The organism is Micromonospora sp. DT41, assembly GCF_049841715.1.
GTDB classification, from domain to species: Bacteria; Actinomycetota; Actinomycetes; order Mycobacteriales; family Micromonosporaceae; genus Micromonospora; species Micromonospora profundi.
In genome coordinates this window covers 375,436-398,737 of the sequence record NZ_JBNCKU010000004.1, presented here as the reverse complement: position 1 = coordinate 398,737, position 23,302 = coordinate 375,436, and the positions used below count along the sequence as shown (strand labels likewise).

The window sequence follows — 23,302 nt, the reverse complement described above, 5'->3', positions numbered from 1 at the left end:
GACCTTCGGCCCGTGCAGCCGGCCCTCGGCGCCTGTAGAAACGAGGGATGATCCGCGTGTTCCTCCTCGACGACCATGAGGTCGTCCGTCGTGGCCTGGCCGACCTGCTCCAGAGCAGCGGCGACATCGAGGTTGTCGGCGAGTCCGGCTCCGCGCAGGAGGCGGCCCGCCGCATTCCGGCGTTGCGGCCCGACGTGGCGATCCTCGACGCCCGCCTGCCCGACGGCAACGGCATCGACGTGTGCCGGGACATCCGCGCCGTCGACTCGTCCATCAAGGGCCTCATCCTCACCTCGTACGAGGACGACGAGGCGCTGTTCGCGGCGATCATGGCGGGCGCGGCCGGATACGTGCTCAAGCAGATCCGCGGCACCGACCTGGTCGACGCCGTACGCCGGGTGGCGGCCGGGCAGTCGCTGCTCGACCCGGCGATCACGACCCGGGTGCTGGAGCGCATCCGCAACGGCGTCGAGGAGCCCCGCGAGCTGAAGTCGCTCACCGAGCAGGAGCGGCGGATCCTGGAGTACGTGGCGCAGGGGCTCACCAACCGGGAGATCGCCGGAAAGATGTTCCTGGCGGAGAAGACTGTGAAGAACTACGTGTCAAGCGTGTTGGCGAAGCTGGGTCTGGAGCGCCGCACCCAGGCGGCAGTGCTGGCCACCCGCCTGCTCGGCAAGACGCCCTGACCCGTCCGGTGCCGCTGGGCTGACGAGCACACCTTCGGCGCGGATCAGTCGCGCAGCGGCACCGACCAGCACACCTCGGTGCCGTGCGGGTCGATCGGGCGGATCGTGAAGGTGCCGCCGAGGCGGTCGGCCCGTTCCCGCAGGTTGACAAGCCCACCCCGGGCGGCGGCCGGGTCGCAGCCCACCCCGTTGTCGGTGACCGTGACGGAGACCTGGCCGTCGGCGACGCGGACGGCGACGGCCACCTGGGTGGCCTGCGCGTGGCGGACCGCGTTCGACAGCGCCTCGCGCAGCACGGCGATGAGGTCCGGGCGGATGGCGTCCGGGACGGCGCTGTCCACAGGCCCGGTCAGATCCAGGCGCGGTCGGTGGCCCAGTGACTCGGCGGCGGCCTCGACCGCCTCGCGGATCTCGGTGCGCAGCGCGGCGGACATCGGCGTACGCAGCTCGAAGATGGTCCGGCGGATGTCGCGGATGGTGGCGTCGAGATCGTCGACGGCCGCGTTGATCCGGTTGGCCACCTCCGGGCGGCCCATCGGTGCGGCGCTCTGCAATTGCAGGCCGGTGGCGAAGAGCCGCTGGATCACCACGTCGTGCAGGTCCCGGGCGATCCGCTCGCGGTCCTCCAGGACCACCAGCAGCTCCCGCTCCTCCTGACCGCGCGCCCGTTCCATCGCCAGTGCGGCCTGCCCGGCGAAGCTGCCCAGCAGTGCCATGTCCTCCTTGCTGGTGCCGCCGCCGCGCTCCGCCGGGTGGGCCACGATCAGCACGCCGTGCAGCGTCTCGGCGGTGGCCAGCGGCGAGATCGTCGCCGGGCCGGTGTGCAGCAGCGCCGGCCACGGCGCGGCGTGCGCCAGGTCGTCGACCTCGGCGTGCCGGCCCTCGGCCACCGCCGTGCCGAAGCTGGTGTCGGCGGCCGGCAGGACCGTGCCGACAAGCGCCCGGGCCTGCTCGTCGGCGCCGTCGACCACCTCCACTGTGAACTGGTCGGTGTCGGCGTCGTGCAGCAGCACCAGCGCCAGCTCCGCCTCGGCGACCTCCCGGGCCCGCCGGGCGACAAGCGTCAACGCATCGGTGCGGCGGACCTCACCGAGGAGCACGGTGGTGATCTCGGCGGTGGCGGCCAGCCAGCGTTCCCGCCGGTGCGCCAGGGCGTACAGGCGGGCGTTCTCGATGGCCACGCCGGCGGCGGCGGCGAGCGCGACGACGATTTCCTCGTCGTCGTCGGTGAACTGCGCGCCGCCGTTCTTCTCGGCCAGGTAGAGGTTGCCGAACACCTGCTCCCGGATGAGCACCGGCACGCCCAGGAACGTGTGCATGGGCGGGTGGTTGGCCGGGAAGCCGTAGGACAGCGGGTGCTGCGTGATGTCCGGCATCCGCAACGGCCGGGGATCGTCGATGAGCAGGCCGAGCACACCTCGCCCGTGCGGCAGGTCACCGATCTGAGCGTGCTGCTCCGGCGTGATGCCGTGCACGATGAAGTCGTGCAGCAGCCGGTCCGGGCCGACCACGCCCAGCGCGCCGTACCGGGCGCCGACAAGCTCGCAGGCCGCCTGCACGATCCGTTGCAGGGTGGTGCGCAGGTCCAGGTTGGTGCCGATGCCGACCACCGCGTCCAGCAGCGCCCGCAGCCGTTCCCGGCTGGTCATCACCTCGCCGACGCGGTCCAGCATCTCCTGGAGCAGCTCGTCGAGGCGTACCCGGGACAGCGGGCTCAGCCCGAGCGACGGCGTCACCGGAACTTCCGGGCGGTGCGGCGGGTCGGTGCTGGTCACCCGAAGATCATACGGCCGTGGGCGGCGCCGCTGTCGCGTGCCTCAGCCCAGCTCGTCGCGCACCGCTGAGGTGTCGACCACCTGGTCGGCGGGCAACCGCGGTGTGTGCGGCGGGCCGGCCACCGCCGGGTCCGCGATTCCCAACCGCAGCACGATGTACGGGTAACCGATCCCGGCGAGCATCTGACGCAGGGTCTGCCGGGTGGCCGGAACCTCCACCACAGCGCTGAGCGGCACCACCGACACGCCCAGTCGGGTGGCCGTCAGCCAGGCTGCGGAGAGCGCCTCACCGGCACGCAGCCAGCTGTCCGGCTCGTCCTCGTCGCCGTGCAGCAGCGCGTACGCCGCCGCCCGGTCGTGGCCGGGGCCGACGGGCAGGCTGCCGGGGCGGCCGAAGTCGCGGCCCGGCACCGTGGTCTGCGGCGGCTGGTCGGGCAGCACCTCGGGCGGCAGACCGGTGCCGCTGCCGGCCTGGCTGGTCCAGTACGCCAGCTCGGCGCGCAGCTCCTGGTCCTCGGCCTCGACCGTGTCGGCGCGCCCGGCGGTGGCCGCCAACTCCAGCACCTGGTCCTGGTTGAGGATCTGCAACCGGCAGCCCTCGGCGGTGACCGCGCGGGTGATCTCCCCGATCGCGGCCGTGGGCACCGGCTCGTCGCTCACCGGTCGCCGGTCGGTGTGCCGCACCGACATGCACTGCACCATCCGCATGGCGTCCGGATCGGCGGTGGTGCGGCTCAGGTCGGTCAGCCGGGCCAGCAGCTCGGGGTCGCCCGGGTCGGGCATCCGCTGCACCACAGCGCGCCAGCCCTCCGCGGCGAGTGCCACCCGGGCGTGTTGCAGGGCGGCGCCGCAGCTGATCGCTAGCAGCCGGCCCTCCGGGTCGGTCGCCGAGAGTCGCCGGTCCGGGACCGTACGCAGCTCCAGCGCTTCGGGCAGCACCCGCCACCGCCACGGCTGCGTGTTGTGCACCGAGGGCGCGTGCCCGGCGGTCGCGGCGGCCTCCGCGAGTGCGGTGGTCAGCTGACGTTCCTGACTCATTCTCACGACCTTTCGTCTCCTACCATCGTGCCTCACCACCCGGTACCCGCGTGGCTCGCCGCCCCATCCTGTGACATGCGGCGGCGTCCCGCACGGGCCGCAGGTCCCGACCCTGTCGGGTCGTCAGGTGGCCCCGACGGCATCCGGATTGCCCGCGTCGGGCTTGCGAAAAGTCGGGTGTCCGGCCCGTGGCGGCCCTGGCCTGCGACGATGCGAAGGTGAGCGCGGAGTCGACCGGATGCGTGCCGGAACAGCCGGCCCGACGCCGCATCCGCCGCTGGTGGGCGTGGGCGCCGCTGGTCGGGCTCACCGTCGCGGTGCTCGTGGGTGCCCTGTTGCGGCTCGTCGGCCGGGTCGGCGCGGCCGACGTGGTCTGGGCCGCCGTCACGGTGGCCGCGCTGCTGCCCGCGCTCTGGTCGATGCTGCGGGCGCTGTGGCACCGGCACTTCGGCGTGGACGTGATAGCCGTTCTGGCCCTGGCCGGGGCGCTCGGGGTCGGGGAGTATCTGGCCGGTGCGGTGATCGCGGTGATGGTGGCGACCGGACGGTCGTTGGAGGCGTACGCGCAGCGCCGGGCCACCCGCGACCTGCGGGCACTGCTGGAACGCGCTCCGCGTACCGCGCGTCGCAGAGGGCCGGACGGCGCTATCGAGGTGGTGCCGCTGGACCAGGTGGCGGTGCAGGACCGGTTGCTTGTCGGCCCTGGTGATGTGGTGCCTGTCGACGGGACCGTCGACGAGCCGGTCACGCTCGACGAGTCGGTGGTGACCGGGGAGGCGCGGCTGGTCCAGCGGGCTGCCGGCGAACAGGTGGCAAGCGGTGTGGTCAACGCCGGCGCCGGGTTCAGCATGCGGGCCACGAAGAGCGCTGCACAGAGCACCTACGCCGGGATCGTCCGGCTGGCGCAGGAGGCGACCGCCCGCAAGGCCCCGACGGTCCGGCTGGCCGACCGCTACGCCGCCGCGTTCGTGCCGTTCACGCTGGTGCTGGCCGGCTTGGCGTGGCTGCTCTCCGGCGAGGTGGTCCGGGCGGTGGCGGTGTTGGTGGTGGCCACCCCCTGCCCGCTGCTGCTGGCCACCCCGATCGCGATCGTGTCCGGGCTGTCCCGGGTGGCCCGCCGGGGGGTGCTGGTCCGCGACGGTGGCGCGCTGGAGCTGCTCGGCCGGGCACAGACCCTGCTCGTGGACAAGACCGGCACGCTGACGGCGGGGCGTCCGCGCGCCGCCGAGACGGTGGCAGCGCCGGGCGGCGACCGGGACGAGGTGCTGCGGCTGGCCGCCTCCGTCGAGCAGCTCTCCCCGCACGTGCTGGCCGCCGCGCTGGTGCGGCAGGCCGCTGAGCGGGGGCTGCGGTTGACCGAGCCGACCGAGGTGACCGAGGAGCCGGGCGTGGGGGTCAGCGGCCGGGTCGACGGGCGGCTGATCCGGGTGGGGCAGTTCAGCGGCGAGCTGCCCGACTGGGCGGACCGGACGCGGGCCCGTACCGAACTGACCGGCTGGTCCACGGTGTGGGTCAGCGACGACGACGGCCCGCTCGGCGCGATCCTGCTGGAGGACCCGGTACGCCCCGACGCCCGCCGGACCGTACGCCGGCTGCGCGCGGCGGGGCTGCGGCGCATCGTGATGGTCACCGGTGACCGGCCAGCCACCGCCGCCCAGGTCGCCGAGGCGGTCGGGGTGGACGACATGCTCGCCCGCTGTACGCCGCAGGAGAAGGTGGCCCGCGTCCGTACCGAGGCCGAACGGGCGGTCACCGTGATGGTCGGTGACGGGGTGAACGACGCGCCGGCGCTCGCCCAGGCGCACGTGGGCGTGGCGATGGGCGCGACCGGCGCGAGCGCCTCGGCGGACGTGGCCGACGCGGTGCTCACCGTGGACCGGCTGGACCGGCTCGCCGACGCCGTGGAGATCGCCCGGTACGCCCGCCGGATCGCCGTGCAGAGCGCCACCGTCGGGATGGGGTTGGCGGTGCTGGCGATGATCGCGGCGGCCATCGGGCGGCTGCCTCCGGTGGCTGGCGCGTTCCTCCAGGAGGGCATCGACGTGCTTGTCATCCTCAACGCACTGCGGGCCCTTCGCGGCGGCCTGCGGCACCGGGACGTCCCACAGCGGACCCGGGAACTGCTCGGCCGCTTCGCCACGGAGCACCAGGGGGTCCGCGACGTGCTGGCCGGCCTGCGCGACACCGCCGACCTGGTCGCCACCGACCCGGCCTCGCCGAGGTGCCTGCCGGCGGTACGGGAGACGCACCGCCGGCTCACCGACGAGGTGTTGCCGCACGAGGCGGCCGAGGAGCAGCAGTTGTATCCGGCGTTGGCGGGCCCGCTGGGCAGCGGTGCGGCGACCGCCACGATGAGCCGTGCGCACGTGGAGATCCGCCGACAGGTCGACCTGCTCGGGGCGCAGCTCGCCCAGACCACTGGCGACCGGCTGCGCCCGGACCAGGTGCCCGACCTGCTGGCCACCCTCTACGGGTTGGACGCGCTGCTGCGGCTGCACCTGGCCCAGGAAGAGGAGGAGTTCTTCTCGCTCGACCCGTCCGACCCGCAGCCCGAACCCCGCTGAGCCGTCGGGCCGGGCGGGATCAGCGTTCCCGGACCACAGCCACAGGGCAGCCCGAGTGCTGGATGAGCTGTTGGCTGACCGAGCCGAGCAGCATCCCGGCGAGCCCGCCCCGACCCCGGCTGCCCACCACCACGAGCCGCGCGGTGCGGCTCGCCTCGATCATCATCGCCGCCGGGCTGCCCGGGACCAGGTCGACGGTGATGGCCAGTTCGGGAAATGTGCGCCGCCACGGCTCCACTGCCTGCTCGACGGCGGCCTGCTCGCCCGACACGCCGGCAGCCGCGCCCGGCCCCTCGGTCCAGGCGTGCAGCACGCGCAGCGGCACCCGCCGCTGCGCTGCCCGTTCGGCCGCGAAGCCGAGCGCCACGAGCGACTGCTCCGAGCCGTCCACGCCGACCGCTACCGGCCCGTCCGACCCGCCGGCGGTCCCGTCGCGGACCACCACGACGGGGCACCGCGCGTGCGCGGCGACCGCCACCGCCGTCGACCCGGCCAGCAGCCCACCGAACCCGCCGTGGCCACGGCTGCCGAGCACCAGCAGTCCGGCGTCGGCCGAGCGTTCCTGCAACACCAGCGCGGGCGGGCCGTCGTACACCTGGCCGGTGACTGTCAGCCCGGGATGCTGTGCCGTGGCGTCCGCCGCGGCCTTGTGGACCAGGTCGTCGACCTGTCGCCGGGCGGTGTCGTCCGGCCAGATACCGGGCGCCACGCCCGGACCGACCCAACTGGCCACTGTCAGCCACTCGAAGACGTACGCCAGCCGCACCGGTTGGCCGCTGTGCTCGGCCTCCTCAAGCGCCCAGTTCAGGGCCACCGAGGCGTCGGTGGAGCCGTCGTAGCCGACCAGGATCTCCGCGTCACGCACGTCGTCCTCCTCAACGATTCGTCGGGTCGGTTTCGCGGACCCAGCGCCACTCCGCCACCTGCGGATCGTCCTCGCCGTGCTCGCGGGTGTAGTCCCGGGCCGCGTGCCGGGCGTCGACCATCCTCTGGCGCAGGTGCGCTGCGCGGGCGGCCAGCCCCGGCACCCGGTCGATGACGTCGATGACCAGGTGGAACCGGTCCAGGTCGTTGAGCATCACCATGTCGAACGGTGTGGTGGTGGTGCCCTCCTCCTTGTAGCCGCGCACGTGCAGATTCTCGTGGTTGGTACGCCGGTAGGTGAGTCGGTGGATCAGCCACGGATAGCCGTGGTACGCGAAGATGATCGGCCGGTCCGGTGTGAAGATGGTGTCGAACTCGTTGTCCGGCAGGCCGTGCGGGTGCTCGGTGTCGGGTTGCAGGCGCATGAGGTCGACGACGTTCACCAGTCGTACCTTCAGGTCCGGCAGGTGCTGGCGCAGCAACTCGGAGGCGGCAAGCGCCTCCAGTGTGGGGACGTCACCGCAGCAGGCGAGCACGACGTCGGGCTCGGTGCCGCTGTCGCTGCTTGCCCACTCCCAGATGCCCAGGCCACGACGGGTGTGCTGGACGGCCTCGTCCATTGTGAGCCAGTTCGGTACCTTCTGTTTGCCGGCCACCACCACGTTGATGTAGTGCCGGCTGCGCAGGCAGTGGTCCATCGTGGCGAGCAGGGTGTTGGCGTCCGGTGGCAGGTACACCCGCACCACCTCGGCCTTCTTGTTGACGACGTGGTCGATGAAGCCCGGGTCCTGGTGGGAGAAGCCGTTGTGGTCCTGCCGCCAAACATGGCTGGAGAGCAGGTAGTTGAGCGAGGCGACAGGCTGCCGCCACGGGATCGCCCTTGTCACCTTCAGCCACTTGGCGTGCTGGTTGACCATCGAGTCGACGATGTGGATGAACGCCTCGTAGCTGGTGAACACGCCGTGCCGGCCGGTAAGCAGGTAACCCTCCAGCCAGCCCTGGCACAGGTGCTCGGAGAGCACCTCCATGACCCGGCCGTCGGGCGAGAGGTGGTCGTCGCCGGGCACCATGCCGGCCATCCAGGCGCGGTCGGTCACCTCGAAGGCGGCGCCCAACCGGTTGGAGGCCACCTCGTCCGGGCCGAACAGCCGGAACGTCTGCGGGTTGGCGGCGATGACGTCGCGGATCCACGGGCCGAGCACGCCGGTCGCGCCGGCCGTCGCCGTGCCCGGTTCCGCGACGTCCACGCCGTACGCCCGGAAGTCGGGCAGGTCGAGGTCGCGCAGCACGAGGCCGCCGTTGGTGACCGGGTTGGCGCTCATCCGCCGGTCGCCGCGCGGCGGCAACGTCCGCAGCTCCTCCACGGGGGCGCCGGTGGCGTCGAACAGCTCCTCGGGCCGGTAGCTGCGCAGCCACCGCTCCAGCTCGGCGAGGTGCCCCGGGCTGTCGCGGACCTTCGACAGCGGCACCTGGTGGGCGCGGTAGGTGCCCTCGACCTGGACGTCGTCGACCTCACGGGGCCCGGTCCAGCCCTTCGGCGTCCGAAGAATGATCATCGGCCAGCGGGGGCGTTCGACAGCGCCGCCGGAACGGGCCCGACGCTGGATCGCGGCGATCGCGTCCAGCGCCTCGTCCATCGTGGCCGCGAGCATCTGGTGCACGAGAGCCGGCTCGTCGCCGGCCACCACGTACGGCTCGTAGCCCGAGCCCCGCATGAGGTCCAGCAGGTCCTCCTCGGGGATCCGGGACAGCACCGTCGGGTTGGCGATCTTGTAGCCGTTGAGGTGCAGGATCGGCAGGACCGCCCCGTCGCGGGCCGGGTTGAGGAACGCACTGGAAAGCCAACTGCCGGCCAGGGGCCCGGTCTCCGCCTCGCCGTCGCCGACCACGCACGCCACCACGAGATCCGGGTTGTCGAACGCGGCGCCGAAGGCGTGGCTCAGCGCGTACCCCAGCTCGCCGCCCTCGTGGATCGAACCCGGCACGTCGGCTGCGACATGGCTCGGGATGCCGCCGGGGAAGGAGAACTGCCGGAACAGCTGGGCCATCCCCGCCTCGTCGTACGCCACGTCGTGGTAGCGCTCGGACCAGGTGCCCTCCAGCCACGTGTTGGCCACTATGGCGGGGCCGCCGTGCCCGGGGCCGGTGATCAGCATGGCGTTGAGGTCACGTGCCACGATCACCCGGTTGAGGTGGGCGTAGATCAGATTGAGCCCGGGGCTGGTGCCCCAGTGGCCGAGCAGCCGCGGCTTGATGTCGTCGGGGGTCAGCGGTACCCGCAGCAGCGGATTGCCCAGCAGGTAGATCTGCCCCACTGTGAGGTAGTTCGCGGCACGCCAGTAGGCGTCCAGCCGACGGAGTTCGTCGTCGGTGAGAGGGCGCTGCGCGTCGAGAACGGTGTCCATCATGCTGCCTCTCGCGGGTAGGGGCGGGCGTCCGGCTTTCAGCCTCGTCGCTGTCGATGCTCCACGTCAGGGCCGTCGGTCTCGGGCCGGGCGGGAATCCGGCCCGGCGAGTGGCACCTCGGCCAGGCCGCGTACGACGACGACGGGAGCGGGGGAGTGGTAGAGCAGGGACTGGGCCACGGCGCCCAGGATGGCTCGTCCGGGTTCGTCGCCACGGGCGGCGACGAGCACCACCTGCGCCGACCGGGACGCCTCGACAAGGACCTGACCGGGGTCGCCGCGGACGACGCGGCACTCGGTGGACACCCCCGGGTGGTGGTTGGCGTGGCGATCCATGGCCTCGCCGAGTTGCTCGGCGGCCGCGTCGGTGTCCTCGTCGGTCTCCACCGCCCGCATCGCCAACAGGGGGGTGCGGCGTCTCGCGGCGCAGGCCAGCGCCCACCGCAGGGCCAGGCGGGAGCTGGGTGAGCCGTCCACGCCGACCAGCACCGGTCCCTGTGGCGGAGGTTCGCGGCGAACCACGAGCAGTGGGCAGCCGGCGCGCGCGGCCATCTGCACGGCAGGTGTTTCGACGGGAGCGCCCGGGCGGCTGCCGGCCATCCCGCTGTCGCCGACAGCGAGCAGGAAGGCCATCTCGGACCGGCGGATGAGGGTGGGCAGCATTGTGCCCTCGACGATTTCGGCGCCCACCGTGAGGTCGGGCTCGATCTGGTGGGCGAGCTGGGCGGCCTTGGTGATCAGCTCCTCGGCCCGCTGTCGGGGTGCGGCGACGGTGTCCGCCGAGAAGGCCGCCTGCCAGTCGAAGATGTGCAGCAGGTGCAGTGCTCGGCCGTGCCCGGCGGCCTCCCGCGCGGCCTGCTCGACGACCGGGAGGTCGTGCTCCGAGCCGAGGCCGACGAGCACCTCCGCGTCGGCGGGTGCCGCCATCCGATATCACCTCCCGGGCGTCGCGCCCGGTACGACAGCGCTGTCCTTCACCGAGGGTAGTCGGGTGGTACGGGTGGCGGGGCGGATCGCCGCCGTTGCCCGGCGCGTCGTCAACTGAGGTTGACAAGCGTGGCGTTGTCAACGTATGTTGACGGCATGAGTCAGGCGACAGAACTCGCGGCGGCGGCCGGCAGCACCGACCCACGTGTCGGCCTGCGCGCCGTCCGCGCGCTACGCCGGCTGCTCGAGCGGCTGGAGGTGGTCCAGGTGGACAACGCCCGTCGACAGGGCTGGTCCTGGCAGGAGATCGCCGACGCGCTCGAGGTCAGCCGGCAGGCGGTGCACAAGAAGCACGCCGGGCGACCGGCGGTCAACAAATCCTGGGAGGCGTGATGTTCGAACGATTCACCGACCGGGCGCGCAGCGTGGTGCGGCGGGCACTGGAGGAGGCACGGGACGAGGGCCAGCGGCCGGTCGGCACCGAGCACCTGCTGCTCGCGCTGCTCGCCGACGACGCCGGTCTCGCCAGCCGGGTGCTCGCCGACGCGGGCGTACGCGCCGACGACCTCCGCGCCCGGATCCGGCAGCACACCGCCACCGGGGGCGCCGGCCTCGGCGACGCGGACGCCGCAGCCCTGCGGGAGATCGGCATCGACCTGGCGGCGATCGTCGCCCGGATCGAGCAGTCCTTCGGCCCGGACGCGCTGCGCGAGGCAGTGCCGGCACCCCGTCGCCGCTGGGGGCGCAAGCGGTACCTCGGCGGGCCCTTCTCGCCCCGGTCCAAGAAGGCGCTGGAGCTGTCGCTACGCGAGGCGCTGCGGCTGCGCCACCGACACATCGGCACCGAGCACGTCCTGCTCGGGGTGCTCCGCGAGGGCGGTGGGCTGGGCGCCCTCGTGCTCGCCGAGTCCGGGGTGGACCTCGACGACCTGCGCGCCCGGGTGGAGACTGCCGTGCGGACGGCAGCCTGACCAGGTCCGTCGACATTTGAAACCTGTCTGTGGCACTCCCGACGCCACCGGGTCGCCGGGTCGCTGAAGCCGCCACAGTGCTGCACACTGGCGCCGTGGATCCTGGACAGGACAGGCGACCCTCGGGTGGCGACGGCGGGCTGCGCTCCGCCGTGGTGGTCAACCCGGTGAAGGTCGACGATCTCGACGAGCTGCGCCGCACGGTGAACGACGCCCTGGCCGCCGCCGGCTGGCCCGAACCCCAGTGGTTCGAGACCACCGTCGACGACCCGGGCCGGGGGCAGACCGAGCAGGCAGTCAAGGCCGGCGTCGATCTCGTCTTCGCCTGCGGCGGCGACGGCACAGTGATGGCCTGCGTCAGCGGACTGGTCGGCACCGACGTGGCCCTCGCGGTGCTGCCGCAGGGCACCGGCAACCTGCTCGCCGCCAACCTCGGCCTCTCCACCGACCTCGCCGCCGGGATCGAGGTGGCCATCGAGCGGGGTCGGCGGCTGCTCGACGTCGGCGCCGTCGAGGACAAATACTTCACAGTGATGGCCGGCATGGGCTTCGACGCCCAGATGCTCGCCGCCACCTCCGAGACCACGAAGGCCCGCATCGGCTGGCCCGCGTACGTCATGGGTGCCGCCCGGCACCTGCGGGACCGGCCGATGCGGGTGCAGATCCGCGTCGACGACCGGCCGCCGGTGCGCCGCCGTGCCCGTTCGGTCCTGATCGCCAACGTGGGCCGACTCCAGGGCGGCGTACACCTGCTCACCGAGGCCGAGCCCGACGACGGCTGGCTCGACGTCGCCGTCCTCACCCCGCGCAACCTGCGGCACTGGCTCGCCCTCGGCTGGGCGGTGATCCGCCGCAGCGGGCAGGTGCCACGGATGGAGGTGTTCCGTGGTCGCCGGGTGGTCGTCACCAGCAACCGGGCGCAGCCCCGGGAACTGGACGGCGACCTCATCGCGCCGGGCCGGCAGCTGCGGGCCGAGGTCCGACCCCAGGCGCTGTGGCTCTGCGTCCCGCAACCCGAGGACACCCCCGATCTGGCAGTGGACGCGCAGGGCGCCGGGGAGCGGGGCGAGCAGCTGATCGAAGAAGCGCGCCGTGAGTAGTACCCGGATCGTGCCGGAAACCCGGCTGATGGCCGACGCCGAACTGTCCGCCGACGACGCCTGGCACACGCTGCGCCGCGAGGGCGGCTGGCACCTGCTGCGCGACGCCTTCGTCCGGTTCCGTTACGGCGACGGGTTCAGCCACGCGCGGGCCTTCGCGTTGCAACTCTGCCTCGCCGTGGTGCCGTTCATGATCGCCCTCACCGGCCTGATCAGCGAGTTGGGCGGCGAGGCCAGCCGGGTCGTCGCCGACACCGTGCTGGCGCTCAGCCCCGGGCAGAGCGATCAGGTGGTCGCCGAACTGCTCGGCGAGGGCGAACGCGTCGAGGATGCCGGGGAACTGGCCCTCACCCTCGGTCTGCTCACCGGGCTGGTCACGTTGACCACCACGATGGCCCAGATCGAACGCGGCGCCAACCGCATCTACGGCGTGGAACGGGACCGCCCGGCGCTGCACAAGTACGTCCGCGCCGCCGTCCTGGCCGTCACCGCGGGCCTGCCGGCGTTGGTCGGCTTCCTGATCCTGGTCGCCGGTCGCGCCGTCGGCGACTCGGTACGGGCACACTACGAGTGGGGTGCGGTAGCCGACGTCATCTGGAACGTCGTTCGCTTCCCACTGAGCCTCGGGCTGACAGTGCTCGCCGTGGCCGTGCTGTTCCGGCATGCGCCGCGTCGACGACAGCCCGGCCTGTCCTGGCTGTTCTTCGGCGCCGGCATCGCCACCGTCCTCTGGTGGCTGGCGAGTCTGCTGCTCGCCGCGTACGTGCGGTTCAGCGACGACTTCGGCCAGACCTACGGCGCGCTGACCGGCATGATGGCGCTGCTGCTCTGGGCAAACCTCACAGGCATGGCGCTCTTCGGTGGGCTGTCCTTCGCCGCCCAACTGGAGGCACTGCGGATCGGCGTGCAGGAGCCCGCCCAACCCGACCTGTGGGAGCCCGAGGCAGACCGCGCCGAGCTCCTCGACACCGGCGACATGACAGCCCTCTGACCTGCGCCGATCCGGTGCCACGTGTACGCGTGGCGCGGATCGGGTAAAGCGCCTCGCCAGGTACGACAAGGGAGGTGCGGGGTGACCGCGGTCAAAGAGGTGGCGCGGCGTCCGATCGGTCATTTCGCCGAACGGAGCATCGCGGGTCTGGTCGCCGTCACCGGCGCCGGGGTGGCCTTCGGGCTGCTGCTGTTGCTCGTACGGGCGCGGTGGAGCCCGCTGCAGGACGCCGACCACGCGGTGGCCGAGTGGTTCAACTCGCTTGTGGCACCGCACAAGCCGCTCGTCACGGTGCTCCAGGCGGTGACCGACCTGGGTGGCCGACCGATCCTCATCTGGCTCGTCACGATCGCCGTGGTCGGGCTGCTGATCCGGAAGCAACCCCGACTGGCCGTCTACCTGATCATCACCGGTGTTGGTGGTCTGATCCTCGACCCGTCCCTCAAGGCGCTTGTCGGCCGGCTCCGCCCCGTTGTGGACGTGCCGATCGCCAGCGCCCCCGGCAACAGCTTCCCCAGTGGGCACGCGCTCGGCTCGTTCGTCGCGTACGGCGCGCTGCTGCTGGTGTTCCTGCCGGCGATGGCGCCCCGCTGGCGTAAGCCGGCGATCGTCGGCGTCGGCGTGCTCGTGGCGCTGATCGGGCTGACCCGGATCGCGCTGGGCGTGCACTTCGTCTCCGACGTGTTCGCCGGCTGGCTGCTGGCCGCCGCCTGGCTCGGTGTGACCGCGTACGCCTTCCGGCTGTGGCGTCGCGAGCGGGGCCGGCCGGTGCCGCCGCTGGCCGAGGGGCTGGAGCCGGAGGCAGGGCACGACATCGCCCCCGCCCCGGCCGAGGAGCACGTGCTGGCCCATCCCCGCTCGGCGGTTGCCGAGTTGCTTGTCGGCTGGGTTCTCGTGTTCGGCGCGCTGTACGCCTTCGGCATGTACGTCAGCTACCACGCCAAGGGCACCTTCTTCGACACCCTCGACACCGAGGTGCCGCGCTGGTTCGCCGAGCGGCACACCGAGCTGTGGACCGACGTGAGCTGGTGGTGGAGCAAGTTCGGTGACACCCACGCGATCCTGCTGATCTCGCTGGTGTTCTGCCCGCTGGTGCTCGCGGTGTGGCGGCGTTGGCGTCCGGTGCTGTTCGTGGCGCTGGCGATGATGGGGGAGCTGACCCTCTTCCTCGCCTCGGCGCGGGCTGTCGACAGGCCGCGCCCCGCTGTGGAGAACCTGGACGGGCCGATGCCCACCTCGTCGTTCCCGTCCGGGCACATCGCGGCCACCATCTGCGTGTGGCTCGCGATCACCGTCATCGTGTTCCCGCGTACCGACCGCTGGTGGCGTTGGATCTTCGTGGCGCTGGCCGTGATCATGCCGGTCGGGGTGGCCACCTCACGGATGTACCGGGGTATGCACCACCCGACCGACTTCATGGGCGCGATCCTGCTCTCCGCGCTCTGGATCGGACTTCTCTACTTCGTCATCCGCCCCAACGCCGACCTGAAGGAAGGCAACCAGCCGGCCATCGAGTCGGAGGACGTGGACACCCTCGACGACGAGCTGGCGCGTGCCGGCCGGCCTGACTGAGCGTCCCCTGTGCTGCGGGTGCTGACCTGGAACATCCGCACCGGCGGTCGGGACCGTGGCGGTCCCGACCGCCTGGACCGGGTGGTCGACGTCGTCGCCGGGCTGGCACCTGACGTGCTGGCGTTGCAGGAGCTGCGCGGCTTCGACCGGGGCGGCCTCATGGCGGAGGTGGCCGGCCGGCTGGGCATGACGGCCCACCTGGCCCGCTCCTGCTTCGGCCAGCCGGTGGCGGTGCTGGTCCGGCCCCCGCTGCACGTACTTGACGCGGGCACGCTGCGCCGGCCGTTCCACCACGCAGCAGTCCGCGTCGTGGTCGCCACCTCGGCCGGCCCGCTGACGGTGCTCGGCACCCACCTCTACCCGTATTCCGGGGGACGCCGACGGATGGAGGTCGACTGGCTGGTGGCGGCGACGCGACGCGCTCCGGGGCCGCTGACGCTGATCGCCGGTGACCTCAACTCGCTCGACCCGACGGTCGACCACACCGCCCGCCTGGCCGGGCTGCCCGACCTCTACCGCAGGCGGCACCTGCGGCGTACCGGCGGTGCCGTGGACACCCGCGCCGTCGCCCGGCTGCTGGCCGCCGGGCTTGTCGACCTGTGGCCCGCCAGCGCCGACGGCGCACCGGAGGCCGACGGTCTGACAGTGCCCACCCGGTTCGGCGGGGCCGAGTTCGCCGGGATGCGGCTGGACTACCTGTTCGGCACCCCGGAGGTGGCCGCTCGGGTGCGCGGATGCCGGGTGGTTCGCGGCGGCCCGGCCGACACCGCCTCCGACCACTATCCGCTGCTGGCCGAGCTGGCAGTGGACCCGGCGCCGCACTGACCGGCGGCGCTACCCGGCTTCCCGCTGTGGCATCCACCGGTTACCGTGCCCACCGTGAACGACCGCGACGACGATCCGACATTCGGCCACAGGAGAGACTCCTATGTGACCGGGCCGGCCCGCTGGCCGGCCGATCCTGTCGGGGCGGAGCCGGCCGCCGTCCCGCTTCCGCTTGTCGCGGCCGTCGCGCGCGGTGTGGCGCTTGTCGTGGTGCTTCCGGTACGCCTGCTCTGGGAGCTGATCGCGGCCTCCGGCCGGCTGCTGCAACGCCACGTTCTCGACCCGACCGGCCGGTTCCTGCACCGCTGGCTGCTGACGCCGCTGGCCTGGGCGCTGCGTACCCTGATCTGGCTGCCGCTGGTCTGGGCGGGGCGCACCCTGGTCTGGCTGCCGCTGGTCTGGCTGGGGCGGGGTCTCGCGTGGAGTGCCCGCGTACTGGTCTGGGTGCCGCTTGTCGCGCTCGGCGGCCTGCTGGTGGCGCTGGCGTACGCGGCCGCGCGGGCGGTGCGCTGGCTGGTGTGGGAGCCGTTGGCGTGGCTGGGGCGCGTGGTGATCCGCCCGCCGTTGCTCTGGTTGGGGCACGCGGTGCGCTGGCTCGTCGACCGGGGCGTGGTCCGGCCGCTGCGGTGGCTCGGCGCGGTGCTCACGCCTCTGGGCAGGCAGCTGTGGCAGGGGCTCGGAGTGCTCGCCGGTGCGGTGGTCGCCGCGCTGGTCTGGCTGGGCCGGTGGTGTTGGTGGGCCATCCGGGGCGTCGGCCTGCTGATCGTCGCCGCAGTGCTCGGTGCGTGGCGGACAGCCGGATGGCTGCTACGGCAGCTCTACCGGCTGCTGCTGCGTCCGCTCGGGCGCGCGCTGCGCTGGGTGTGGCGGCACACAGTCGTCCCGCTGCTGCGAGGTGTGCGGTGGGTCTGGTCGGTGACTGTCGTGCCGGTGGCGCGTGGCGTGCGGGCGCTCTGGCGGGCCACCGTGACACCTGTGGCCCGGTGGTTCCGTCGGTCGGTCCTCGACCCGGCCCGACTTGCCACCCGTGAGGTGTTCACCGCCCTGGGCCTGCGCCGCTGACCAACCGCTCAGAGCACCACGTTGAGCAGCACCGTGAGCACCACCGAGGCGAGGATCGAGAAGAGGATCATCAGCAGGCAGCCGAGGCCACCGCCGAGCGGGCGGATTTCCGTGTTGCCGAAGCGCATGGGTTCACCTTGTCGTCGTCAGAGTGGGGGTCGCGTCGTCAGAGCGGGGGCGAGCAGGTGGCGGATCGCGTCGGCGACCGCCGTCGGGGCGGTGGTGGCCACGTTGTGCGCGGCACCGGGGACGACCACCAGGTCGGCACCGGCCAGCCGGGCCGCCTGAGCCCGCCAACCCGCCGGCACCACCGGATCCCGGGCACCGGCGACGACGAGGGTCGGCGCGGTGACCCGGACCAGGTCGGCCTCGACGGCGTTGCGGGCCGAGTGCGACAGCGACGCGAAGACCCGCCACGGCCGGGCGTTCCACACGTCGCGTACAAGGATCGGCGCCTGAAGCGGCGCCTCGCGCGGGGTGTCCACCAGCCACCTGCCGAACAGCGCCCGGCGGGACCGGCCTGCCGGGTCACTTGTCGGCGCGGCGAGCACCAGCGCGCGTACGGACTCCGGATGGCTCGCGGCGAGCGCGGCGGCCACCTCCGCGCCGAAGGAGTGCCCGAGCAGGCAGACCGCCGGCAGCCGGTACGCGGCCAGCCAGGAGGCCAGGTGCTCGGCGTGCCGCCGTACGTCGTAGGCGCGCCTTGGGCGTTCGCTGAGCCCGAAACCGGGCAGGTCCGGCACGTACACCGGATGGGTGGCGGCGAGCGCGACGGCCAGCGGGGTGAGGTAGCGGTGCGAGACCGCCAGCCCGTGCACCAGCACCACGGGCGGCGCGCCGGTGCCCGGGTCGCCGCCGCGCCTCGTGTGCGTGCGCAATCCGTCGACGAGCCGCCATTCGCTTGTCAGCCCGGCGGCCGGCCGGGGCGCGGCGAGCGCCAGCCGGAGTTCCGCCCGACCGAACCGACCGGTGCGGGTCGTTCTCACAGCGCCCGCAGTCGAGGCAGCAATTGTTCCTGCGCCCAGTCCAGGAACATCGGCTGGGTCTCGCCGCCGACCTGGATGATCGCCACGTGGGTGAAGCCCGCGTCGACGAACTTGCGGAACGCCTCGACGTGCGCGTCGACGTCCGGGCCGCAGGGGACGCCCTCGGCGACGTCATCCTCCCTGACGAACTGGGTGGCGGCGGCGAAGGACTCCGGCCCCGGCAGGTCGGCGTTGACCTTCCAGCCCAGCCCGAACCAGCGGAACTGGTCGTGCACGATCTTGCGGCACTCCGCCTCGTCCGGGCCGTAGCAGATGGCCACCTGTCCGTAGCGGGGCTGGCCCGCGCCGCCTGCGTCGTCGTACATCTCGATGAGGTACCGGTCGGGTTCGGTGGAGACCATGCCGTTGCCGTATTCGGCGGCCAGGGTGGCGGACTGACGGCCGGAGGCGGCGATCGCCATCGGCACGGGCCGCTCCGGGCGGTCCCAGACGTAGGCGTCGGGTACGTCGAAGTGGTTGCCGGAGAAGGTGAGCGTCTCGCCGTTGAGCAGCGGCCGGATGATCTGCAACGCCTCCTCGAACATCTCGTGCCGCTGCTGCACGTGCGGCCAGCCGCCCACGACGTGCTCGTTGAGGTTCTCGCCGGCGCCGAGACCGAGGGTGAACCGTCCGTCCGAGAGCGCCCCGATGGTGCTTGCCTTCTGCGCCACCACTGCCGGGTGGTAGCGGCGGATCGGGCAGGTCACGAACGACATCAGCTCCGCGCGGGAGGTGGCGTGGGCGACCGCGCCGAGCACCGACCAGGCGTACGGGGAGTGGCCCTGGGCGTCCAGCCAGGGGTAGTAGTGGTCGGAGATCACCAGTTGGTCGAAGCCGGCAGCCTCGGCGCGTACCGCGTGGTCGACCAGTTGCTTCGGACCGGCCTGCTCGCACATCAGGGTGTAGCCGACGCTCACCATCCTGGTATCTCCTTCCCACCGCCCGGATCGTCCGGGGATACCCAGGGCAGCAGAGCTCAACCCTCCCGTCCGGTTCGGACGAGACAATGTGTGATCGATGGCGGGCCTGCCCACGAGTCGATTAACCGGTTAAGGGCTGCTGCCCCGCGTACACGGGATTTCAGCTGACCGCACAGCAGCGACCCGTGCCAGCGTGGGCGTCGTCGCTGTCCACGCCTTCGGCCCGTGCACTGAACCGGTTGCGGCAAACGATCCATCGCCCTACGCTGATGTCTGCGCCGACGCGAGCCGGGCGCAGCTGCCGGGCTGCAGCTGCCAACCCCTGTCACGTCCCACCCCTGTCGGGCACCGGGGGTCCTCCCTGAGGAAGGCCATGAAAACTCGACTCTCCGCCGCCGGTGCGGCAGTGCTCGCGCTACTCGTCGCCGTGCTGGCGTTCGGGCAGCCGGCGCACGCCGCCAGCGGCTTCACCGTCTCGGGCGGCAAGCTCTACGACGCCAACGGCGCCGAATTCATCATGCGCGGGGTCAACCACGCGCACACCTGGTACCCGCAGCAGACCAGGGCGTTCGCCGACGTCAAGGCGCTCGGCGCGAACACCGTGCGGGTGGTGCTCTCCAGCGGCGACAGGTGGACCCGCAACACAAACGCCGACGTCGCAAACGTCATCTCCACGTGCAAGGGCAATCGGCTGATCTGCGTGCTGGAGGTGCACGACACCACCGGGTACGGCGAGCAGAGCGGGGCCATCACCCTCGACCGCGCCGTCGACTACTGGCTCAGCATCGCCGACGTCCTCGCCGGCCAGGAGAAGTTCGTCATCGTCAACATCGGCAACGAGCCGTACGGCAACCAGAACTACGCCTCCTGGGCCACCGACAACGCCAACGCGATCAAGCGGCTACGCGCTGCCGGGCTGGCCCACACCATCATGGTGGACGCCCCGAACTGGGGGCAGGACTGGTCGTTCACCATGCGCGACAACGCCGCATCGGTCTTCGCCGCCGACCCGGCCCGCAACACTGTGTTCTCCATCCACATGTACGGCGTTTTCGACACCGCCGCGGAGATCACCGACTATCTGGGCCGGTTCCGAGCGGCAGGGCTGCCGATCGTGGTGGGCGAGTTCGGCTTCAACCACTCCGACGGTGACCCCGACGAGGACACCATCTTCTCCTACAGCCAGGCCAACGGGATCGGCTGGCTGGGCTGGTCGTGGAGCGGCAACGGCGGCGGCGTGGAGTACCTCGACATGGCCACCTCCTTCAACCCGGCGAGCCTCACCACCTGGGGCCAGCGGATCTTCAACGGCGCCAACGGCATCCGGCAGACCTCCCGGCAGGCGAGCATCTACGACAGCATGCCCCCGCCCACGACCCCGCCGCCGACGACGCCCCCGCCCACGACCCCGCCGCCGACGACGCCCCCGCCGACGACCCCGCCGCCCACCACTCCGCCGCCGACGACGCCGCCGCCCACGACCCCGCCGCCCACCGGTGGCTGCACCGCGGCGTACGCGATCACGAACCAGTGGCAGGGCGGCTTCCAGGGCGAGGTGCGGGTGACCGCCGGCAGCGCCGCGATCACCGGCTGGACCGTGCGGTGGACCTTCGCCAACGGTCAGAGCGTCAGCCAGGCCTGGAACGCCACTGTGACCAGCAGCGGCACCACAGTGACCGCCCGCAACGTGGACTACAACGGCCGGTTGGCCGCCGGGGCCAGCGCCAGCTTCGGCTTCATCGGCGGTTGGACCGGCACCAACACCACGCCGCAGGTGACCTGCACCGCGAGCTGACCGACGGCGGTGGCCGGGTCTCGCATCGGGCCCGGCCACCCGGCAGGAACGACATCGGCGCGACCGGCCGGCCCCGGGACAGCGGCCACGCCCACGCGACCCCGGCGAGCCGGGCCGCCCCCGAACTGAGGGGGCGGCCCGGCGACGGGCGCCGCGGAGGCGGTTCCCGGTGGCTACGGGGCGAGGACGAAGTCGGCCACCACGCCGTTGTGGTCGGAGTTGGTTCCGCCGACGATGGCATAGTCGGTCATCCGCATCACACGGAATTCCTCGACGCGCTTCCAGAAGTAGATGTAGTCGATGTGCCGGTTGCCGTGCGTGCCGTTGCCCTTCTCGCCGTAGAGGTTGTAGCAGGAACGCAGATTGGGCAGCTCGTTGGACTCGAAGACCCGCCACGGGAACTTCGCGTACCCGTACGCCCGGTCGGCGCTGAAGTCGACGTTCAGGTCACCGCTGACGATGACCTGGCCGGTGTCCTTCTTGTTGGCCGCCAGGTTCTTCAGTGCCTGGAACTGCTTCTCGGCGCAGTCGGTGCGGGGCAGGTTCTCGGGCCGCCCGTTGCTCTCGATGCCGGCGTTGGCGTGCGCGTTGATGTGGTAGACGCTGCGCCCGGTCCCCTTGTGCCGATACCTGACCCAGTTGTTGTATCGGGCGGGCGGCACGTCACCCGGCCCGTTCGTGTCGCACACGAAGTTCGATCCCTTGTCGAGCACGTCGAACATGCTCTTCCTGGCCAGCAGCGCCTCGTTTGCCGCCTGGACCGGCGCGGGCGCGTACAGCCACCAGCCGTTTTCGGCGGCCCACTCCTGCAGGTACGCCTTGCGGTTGCCGACCTCGTTGAGACCGACCAGGTCCGCCCGAGACGTGATCAATGTCAGGTCCTCGGCGAATTGCGCCTGGCTGAGTGCGTTGAGGATGTTGAGCGTCGCCGCCCGGAAGGTCGAGTTCGCCGCGGCGGCCGGAGCCCCGGGCAGCAGGCTCACCAGCAGCACGGCCGCGCCGACGACGGCGCCTGCACCCCGCGCTGACCAGCGTCTTTCACGTTGCATGGGCACTCCCTCCACGATGCCGGCAGTCGACATGGCTGCTAGACGGCGGTGAAGGATATTATCTGAACGACTGATTCGGCGGAAGCTTTCCTACAGCCATTCGAAGATATCTTCGTATAGTCGATACTAAATGAAGAATCTTGACAGGCGCGGGGCACGCGGGCACGCTCGGCGCTGCCCTTTCGATTCGCCATCCTTACCTGTCACGCTAAGGAGATCCCGTGCGTCTGCGAACTATCTGGCGACCCGTGCTGGCCGCCGCTGTGACGGCACTCGCCGTCGTCGGCTCCGCCCCCGCGCCCGCCGCAGCAGCCACCCCACGGCCTGTGTACGCACCACCCGGCAAGAATGTCGCCGACCCCGGGGTGGTGCAGCACAACGGCGACTTCTTCGTCTTCACCACCGGCGACAGGGCTTTGGTCTACCGGGGTGACACGGCCTCGGGACCGTGGACCGCACTCGGCTCGGCACTCGGCTCGGTGCCGGACTGGGCCGAAAACGGTTCGGTGTGGGCGCCCGACGCGGTGCAGACCTCCGCCGGATGGGTGCTCTACTACTCGTTGCCCGCCAAGGGCAAGAACGGGCAGCGGTGCATCGGTGCCGCCACCTCCCCCGACATCGGCGGCCCGTACACGCCGGTGGGTGCCGCGCCCCTGATCTGCCCGGGAGGCGCGCACAACGCCGACGACGCGGTGCCGGGGCGGCCCGTCGCCGCCGCCGGCGTCATCGACCCGTCGCCGTTCGTGGACGCCGACGGCCGCCGCTTCGTGCTCTACAAGACGCAGCAGACGCCGTCGTCGATCCGGATGCTCCGGGTCGACGACAGCGGCACCCGCTGGGTCGGCAACGCCAGCGGGGAGCTGATCCGCAGCAGCGGCATCATCGAGAACCCGGTCCTGCGGCAGCGCGGTGCCACGTTCGTGTTGTTCGCCTCCCGGTACGGCTACAACAACTGCAGCTACGCCACCGTCTATCTCACCTCCAGCGACCGGTGGGACTTCCAGGGCAAGACCGAGCGCCCGCTGCTCGCCACCGCCGGCACCGGGATCTGCGGCCCGGGAGGCGCGGACCTGGTCCCGGCCCTGGTCGAAGACGAACAGCGGATCTTCCTGCACGGGTGGGTCTGCGAGGGCACCGCCCCGTGCCGGCAGCAGGCCGGCGGCTCGCTGCCCGCCGACGCGCGCCGTGCGCTCTACGCCGCGATCTTCCGCTGGGACGGCGCGACACCCCGCGTCGGCGCGTTCCTCTGATCCGACGCCCGCGTCCGGGCCCGGCGCCGCGACGGCGGCGCCGGGCCCGGACGCGGGCGTCCCCGGGGTCCGGGCCGGCTCGACGCAGGGCTCGCCACGCGCCCGCCGATCCGGCAGCGCCCGGGAGCGTCGTCGAGCCGGACGGCAACCCGGGGACGTCGCGGTTCAGCAGTTGTTGGTGCTCTTCTGGTTGGCCTTGCGGCCGTCGGGCCATTTGACGCCCTGGACGACCGCGACCACGACGCTCCCGTTGTGGATCTGCTCGTAGTGCAGGTGCGGGCTCAGGTTGTACTTCGCCGAGGTGGCCCCGACCCGGCCGATGACGGTGCCGCGCTTCACGGTGGCACCCTTGGCCACGGCACGCGAGTCGAGGTGGGCGTACCGGGTGCGCCAGCCGCCGCCGTGTCCGATGACGATGGTGTTCCCGTAGCCGGAGGTCGTCGAGTAGTACGACTCCAGCACGGCAATTTCGTCCGGCGATGG

The 23,302-nt window shown here is 72.1% G+C and carries 20 protein-coding genes; 11 read left to right on the top strand and 9 right to left on the bottom strand.

The features are described from left to right. Positions 1–47 precede the first annotated feature (47 nt). Complete coding sequence (locus ACLQ23_RS10380; protein ID WP_355597112.1) at positions 48–686, top strand: response regulator transcription factor; 639 nt, start codon at positions 48–50, stop codon at positions 684–686. A 44-nt stretch (positions 687–730) separates the two neighbouring features. Here the strand turns inward: ACLQ23_RS10380 and ACLQ23_RS10375 are convergent, their stop codons facing one another. Both ACLQ23_RS10375 and ACLQ23_RS10370 read right to left on the bottom strand, forming a co-directional pair. Beyond that, a complete protein-coding gene (locus ACLQ23_RS10375) occupies positions 731–2,404 on the bottom strand; it encodes a GAF domain-containing protein (RefSeq protein WP_425880595.1) in 1,674 nt (557 codons plus the stop codon). A gap of 99 nt (positions 2,405–2,503) precedes the next feature. Further along, positions 2,504–3,499, bottom strand: a complete 996-nt coding sequence (locus ACLQ23_RS10370) for an Acg family FMN-binding oxidoreductase (protein WP_425735413.1) — start codon at positions 3,497–3,499, stop codon at positions 2,504–2,506. 218 nt (positions 3,500–3,717) lie between these two features. Here ACLQ23_RS10370 and ACLQ23_RS10365 point away from each other — a divergent pair, with 218 nt between their 5' ends. After that, positions 3,718–6,063 (top strand): heavy metal translocating P-type ATPase, encoded by a 2,346-nt coding sequence (locus ACLQ23_RS10365; RefSeq protein WP_425880588.1) that lies wholly within the window; start codon positions 3,718–3,720, stop codon positions 6,061–6,063. A gap of 19 nt (positions 6,064–6,082) precedes the next feature. Here the strand turns inward: ACLQ23_RS10365 and ACLQ23_RS10360 are convergent, their stop codons facing one another. The 3 genes from ACLQ23_RS10360 to ACLQ23_RS10350 form a co-directional block, all read right to left on the bottom strand. After that, positions 6,083–6,928, bottom strand: coding sequence for a universal stress protein (locus ACLQ23_RS10360; protein WP_355629118.1), 846 nt, complete (start codon positions 6,926–6,928; stop codon positions 6,083–6,085). A gap of 10 nt (positions 6,929–6,938) precedes the next feature. Beyond that, complete coding sequence (locus tag ACLQ23_RS10355) at positions 6,939–9,332, bottom strand: phosphoketolase family protein (RefSeq protein ID WP_425880594.1); 2,394 nt, start codon at positions 9,330–9,332, stop codon at positions 6,939–6,941. A gap of 66 nt (positions 9,333–9,398) precedes the next feature. After that, entirely contained in the window at positions 9,399–10,259 is an 861-nt protein-coding gene (locus tag ACLQ23_RS10350) for a universal stress protein (protein ID WP_425735415.1), read from the bottom strand. Positions 10,260–10,415: 156 nt separating this feature from the next. Between ACLQ23_RS10350 and ACLQ23_RS10345 the strand changes: the two genes are divergently transcribed. From ACLQ23_RS10345 to ACLQ23_RS10315, 7 genes are all read left to right on the top strand, one after another. Then, a complete protein-coding gene (locus ACLQ23_RS10345) occupies positions 10,416–10,652 on the top strand; it encodes an HTH domain-containing protein (RefSeq protein WP_053653558.1) in 237 nt (78 codons plus the stop codon). Beyond that, positions 10,652–11,230, top strand: a complete 579-nt coding sequence (locus ACLQ23_RS10340; protein WP_425735488.1) for a Clp protease N-terminal domain-containing protein — start codon at positions 10,652–10,654, stop codon at positions 11,228–11,230. The genes ACLQ23_RS10345 and ACLQ23_RS10340 overlap by 1 nt, the downstream gene beginning before the upstream one ends. A 95-nt stretch (positions 11,231–11,325) precedes the next feature. After that, entirely contained in the window at positions 11,326–12,330 is a 1,005-nt protein-coding gene (locus ACLQ23_RS10335) for a diacylglycerol/lipid kinase family protein (protein WP_355629129.1), read from the top strand. Next, the gene (locus ACLQ23_RS10330; RefSeq protein WP_355597103.1) at positions 12,323–13,321 is read left to right on the top strand and encodes a YihY/virulence factor BrkB family protein; all 999 of its coding nucleotides are present in this window, start codon (positions 12,323–12,325) and stop codon (positions 13,319–13,321) included. The genes ACLQ23_RS10335 and ACLQ23_RS10330 overlap by 8 nt, the downstream gene beginning before the upstream one ends. A gap of 81 nt (positions 13,322–13,402) precedes the next feature. Continuing rightward, the gene (locus tag ACLQ23_RS10325; protein ID WP_355597101.1) at positions 13,403–14,893 is read left to right on the top strand and encodes a phosphatase PAP2 family protein; all 1,491 of its coding nucleotides are present in this window, start codon (positions 13,403–13,405) and stop codon (positions 14,891–14,893) included. A gap of 9 nt (positions 14,894–14,902) precedes the next feature. Next, the gene (locus tag ACLQ23_RS10320) at positions 14,903–15,718 is read left to right on the top strand and encodes an endonuclease/exonuclease/phosphatase family protein (RefSeq protein WP_425880587.1); all 816 of its coding nucleotides are present in this window, start codon (positions 14,903–14,905) and stop codon (positions 15,716–15,718) included. Positions 15,719–15,772: 54 nt separating this feature from the next. Then, positions 15,773–16,780, top strand: coding sequence for a hypothetical protein (locus ACLQ23_RS10315; protein ID WP_425880586.1), 1,008 nt, complete (start codon positions 15,773–15,775; stop codon positions 16,778–16,780). 146 nt (positions 16,781–16,926) lie between these two features. On the opposite strand, the gene ACLQ23_RS10310 is transcribed toward ACLQ23_RS10315, so the two are convergent. After that, on the bottom strand, positions 16,927–17,766 hold the full coding sequence (locus tag ACLQ23_RS10310; RefSeq protein ID WP_355629134.1) for an alpha/beta fold hydrolase: 840 nt from the start codon (positions 17,764–17,766) through the stop codon (positions 16,927–16,929). After that, positions 17,763–18,725 (bottom strand): TIGR03557 family F420-dependent LLM class oxidoreductase, encoded by a 963-nt coding sequence (locus ACLQ23_RS10305; RefSeq protein ID WP_355629137.1) that lies wholly within the window; start codon positions 18,723–18,725, stop codon positions 17,763–17,765. The genes ACLQ23_RS10310 and ACLQ23_RS10305 overlap by 4 nt, the downstream gene beginning before the upstream one ends. A 373-nt stretch (positions 18,726–19,098) precedes the next feature. On the opposite strand from ACLQ23_RS10305, the gene ACLQ23_RS10300 reads away from it, so the two are divergent. Then, the gene (locus ACLQ23_RS10300; protein WP_355629140.1) at positions 19,099–20,520 is read left to right on the top strand and encodes a cellulase family glycosylhydrolase; all 1,422 of its coding nucleotides are present in this window, start codon (positions 19,099–19,101) and stop codon (positions 20,518–20,520) included. Between the two features lie 173 nt (positions 20,521–20,693). On the opposite strand, the gene ACLQ23_RS10295 is transcribed toward ACLQ23_RS10300, so the two are convergent. Then, entirely contained in the window at positions 20,694–21,569 is an 876-nt protein-coding gene (locus ACLQ23_RS10295) for an endonuclease/exonuclease/phosphatase family protein (RefSeq protein ID WP_355633225.1), read from the bottom strand. Positions 21,570–21,790: 221 nt separating this feature from the next. On the opposite strand from ACLQ23_RS10295, the gene ACLQ23_RS10290 reads away from it, so the two are divergent. Beyond that, positions 21,791–22,819, top strand: coding sequence for a glycoside hydrolase family 43 protein (locus tag ACLQ23_RS10290; protein WP_355633228.1), 1,029 nt, complete (start codon positions 21,791–21,793; stop codon positions 22,817–22,819). Between the two features lie 165 nt (positions 22,820–22,984). Here the strand turns inward: ACLQ23_RS10290 and ACLQ23_RS10285 are convergent, their stop codons facing one another. Further along, complete coding sequence (locus ACLQ23_RS10285) at positions 22,985–23,281, bottom strand: M23 family metallopeptidase (protein ID WP_425880585.1); 297 nt, start codon at positions 23,279–23,281, stop codon at positions 22,985–22,987. Positions 23,282–23,302: the final 21 nt, after the last annotated feature.

What these genes read in the sequence shown, in the direction of transcription:
- ACLQ23_RS10380 (WP_355597112.1), top strand. Translation starts at nt 48, where the DNA reads ATGATCCGCGTGTTCCTCCTCGACGACCATGAGGTCGTCCGTCGTGGC.
- ACLQ23_RS10370 (WP_425735413.1), bottom strand. Translation starts at nt 3,499, where the DNA reads ATGAGTCAGGAACGTCAGCTGACCACCGCACTCGCGGAGGCCGCCGCG.
- ACLQ23_RS10355 (WP_425880594.1), bottom strand. Translation starts at nt 9,332, where the DNA reads ATGGACACCGTTCTCGACGCGCAGCGCCCTCTCACCGACGACGAACTC.
- ACLQ23_RS10350 (WP_425735415.1), bottom strand. Translation starts at nt 10,259, where the DNA reads ATGGCGGCACCCGCCGACGCGGAGGTGCTCGTCGGCCTCGGCTCGGAG.
- ACLQ23_RS10345 (WP_053653558.1), top strand. Translation starts at nt 10,416, where the DNA reads ATGAGTCAGGCGACAGAACTCGCGGCGGCGGCCGGCAGCACCGACCCA.
- ACLQ23_RS10340 (WP_425735488.1), top strand. Translation starts at nt 10,652, where the DNA reads ATGTTCGAACGATTCACCGACCGGGCGCGCAGCGTGGTGCGGCGGGCA.
- ACLQ23_RS10305 (WP_355629137.1), bottom strand. Translation starts at nt 18,725, where the DNA reads ATGGTGAGCGTCGGCTACACCCTGATGTGCGAGCAGGCCGGTCCGAAG.
- ACLQ23_RS10300 (WP_355629140.1), top strand. Translation starts at nt 19,099, where the DNA reads ATGAAAACTCGACTCTCCGCCGCCGGTGCGGCAGTGCTCGCGCTACTC.
- ACLQ23_RS10295 (WP_355633225.1), bottom strand. Translation starts at nt 21,569, where the DNA reads ATGCAACGTGAAAGACGCTGGTCAGCGCGGGGTGCAGGCGCCGTCGTC.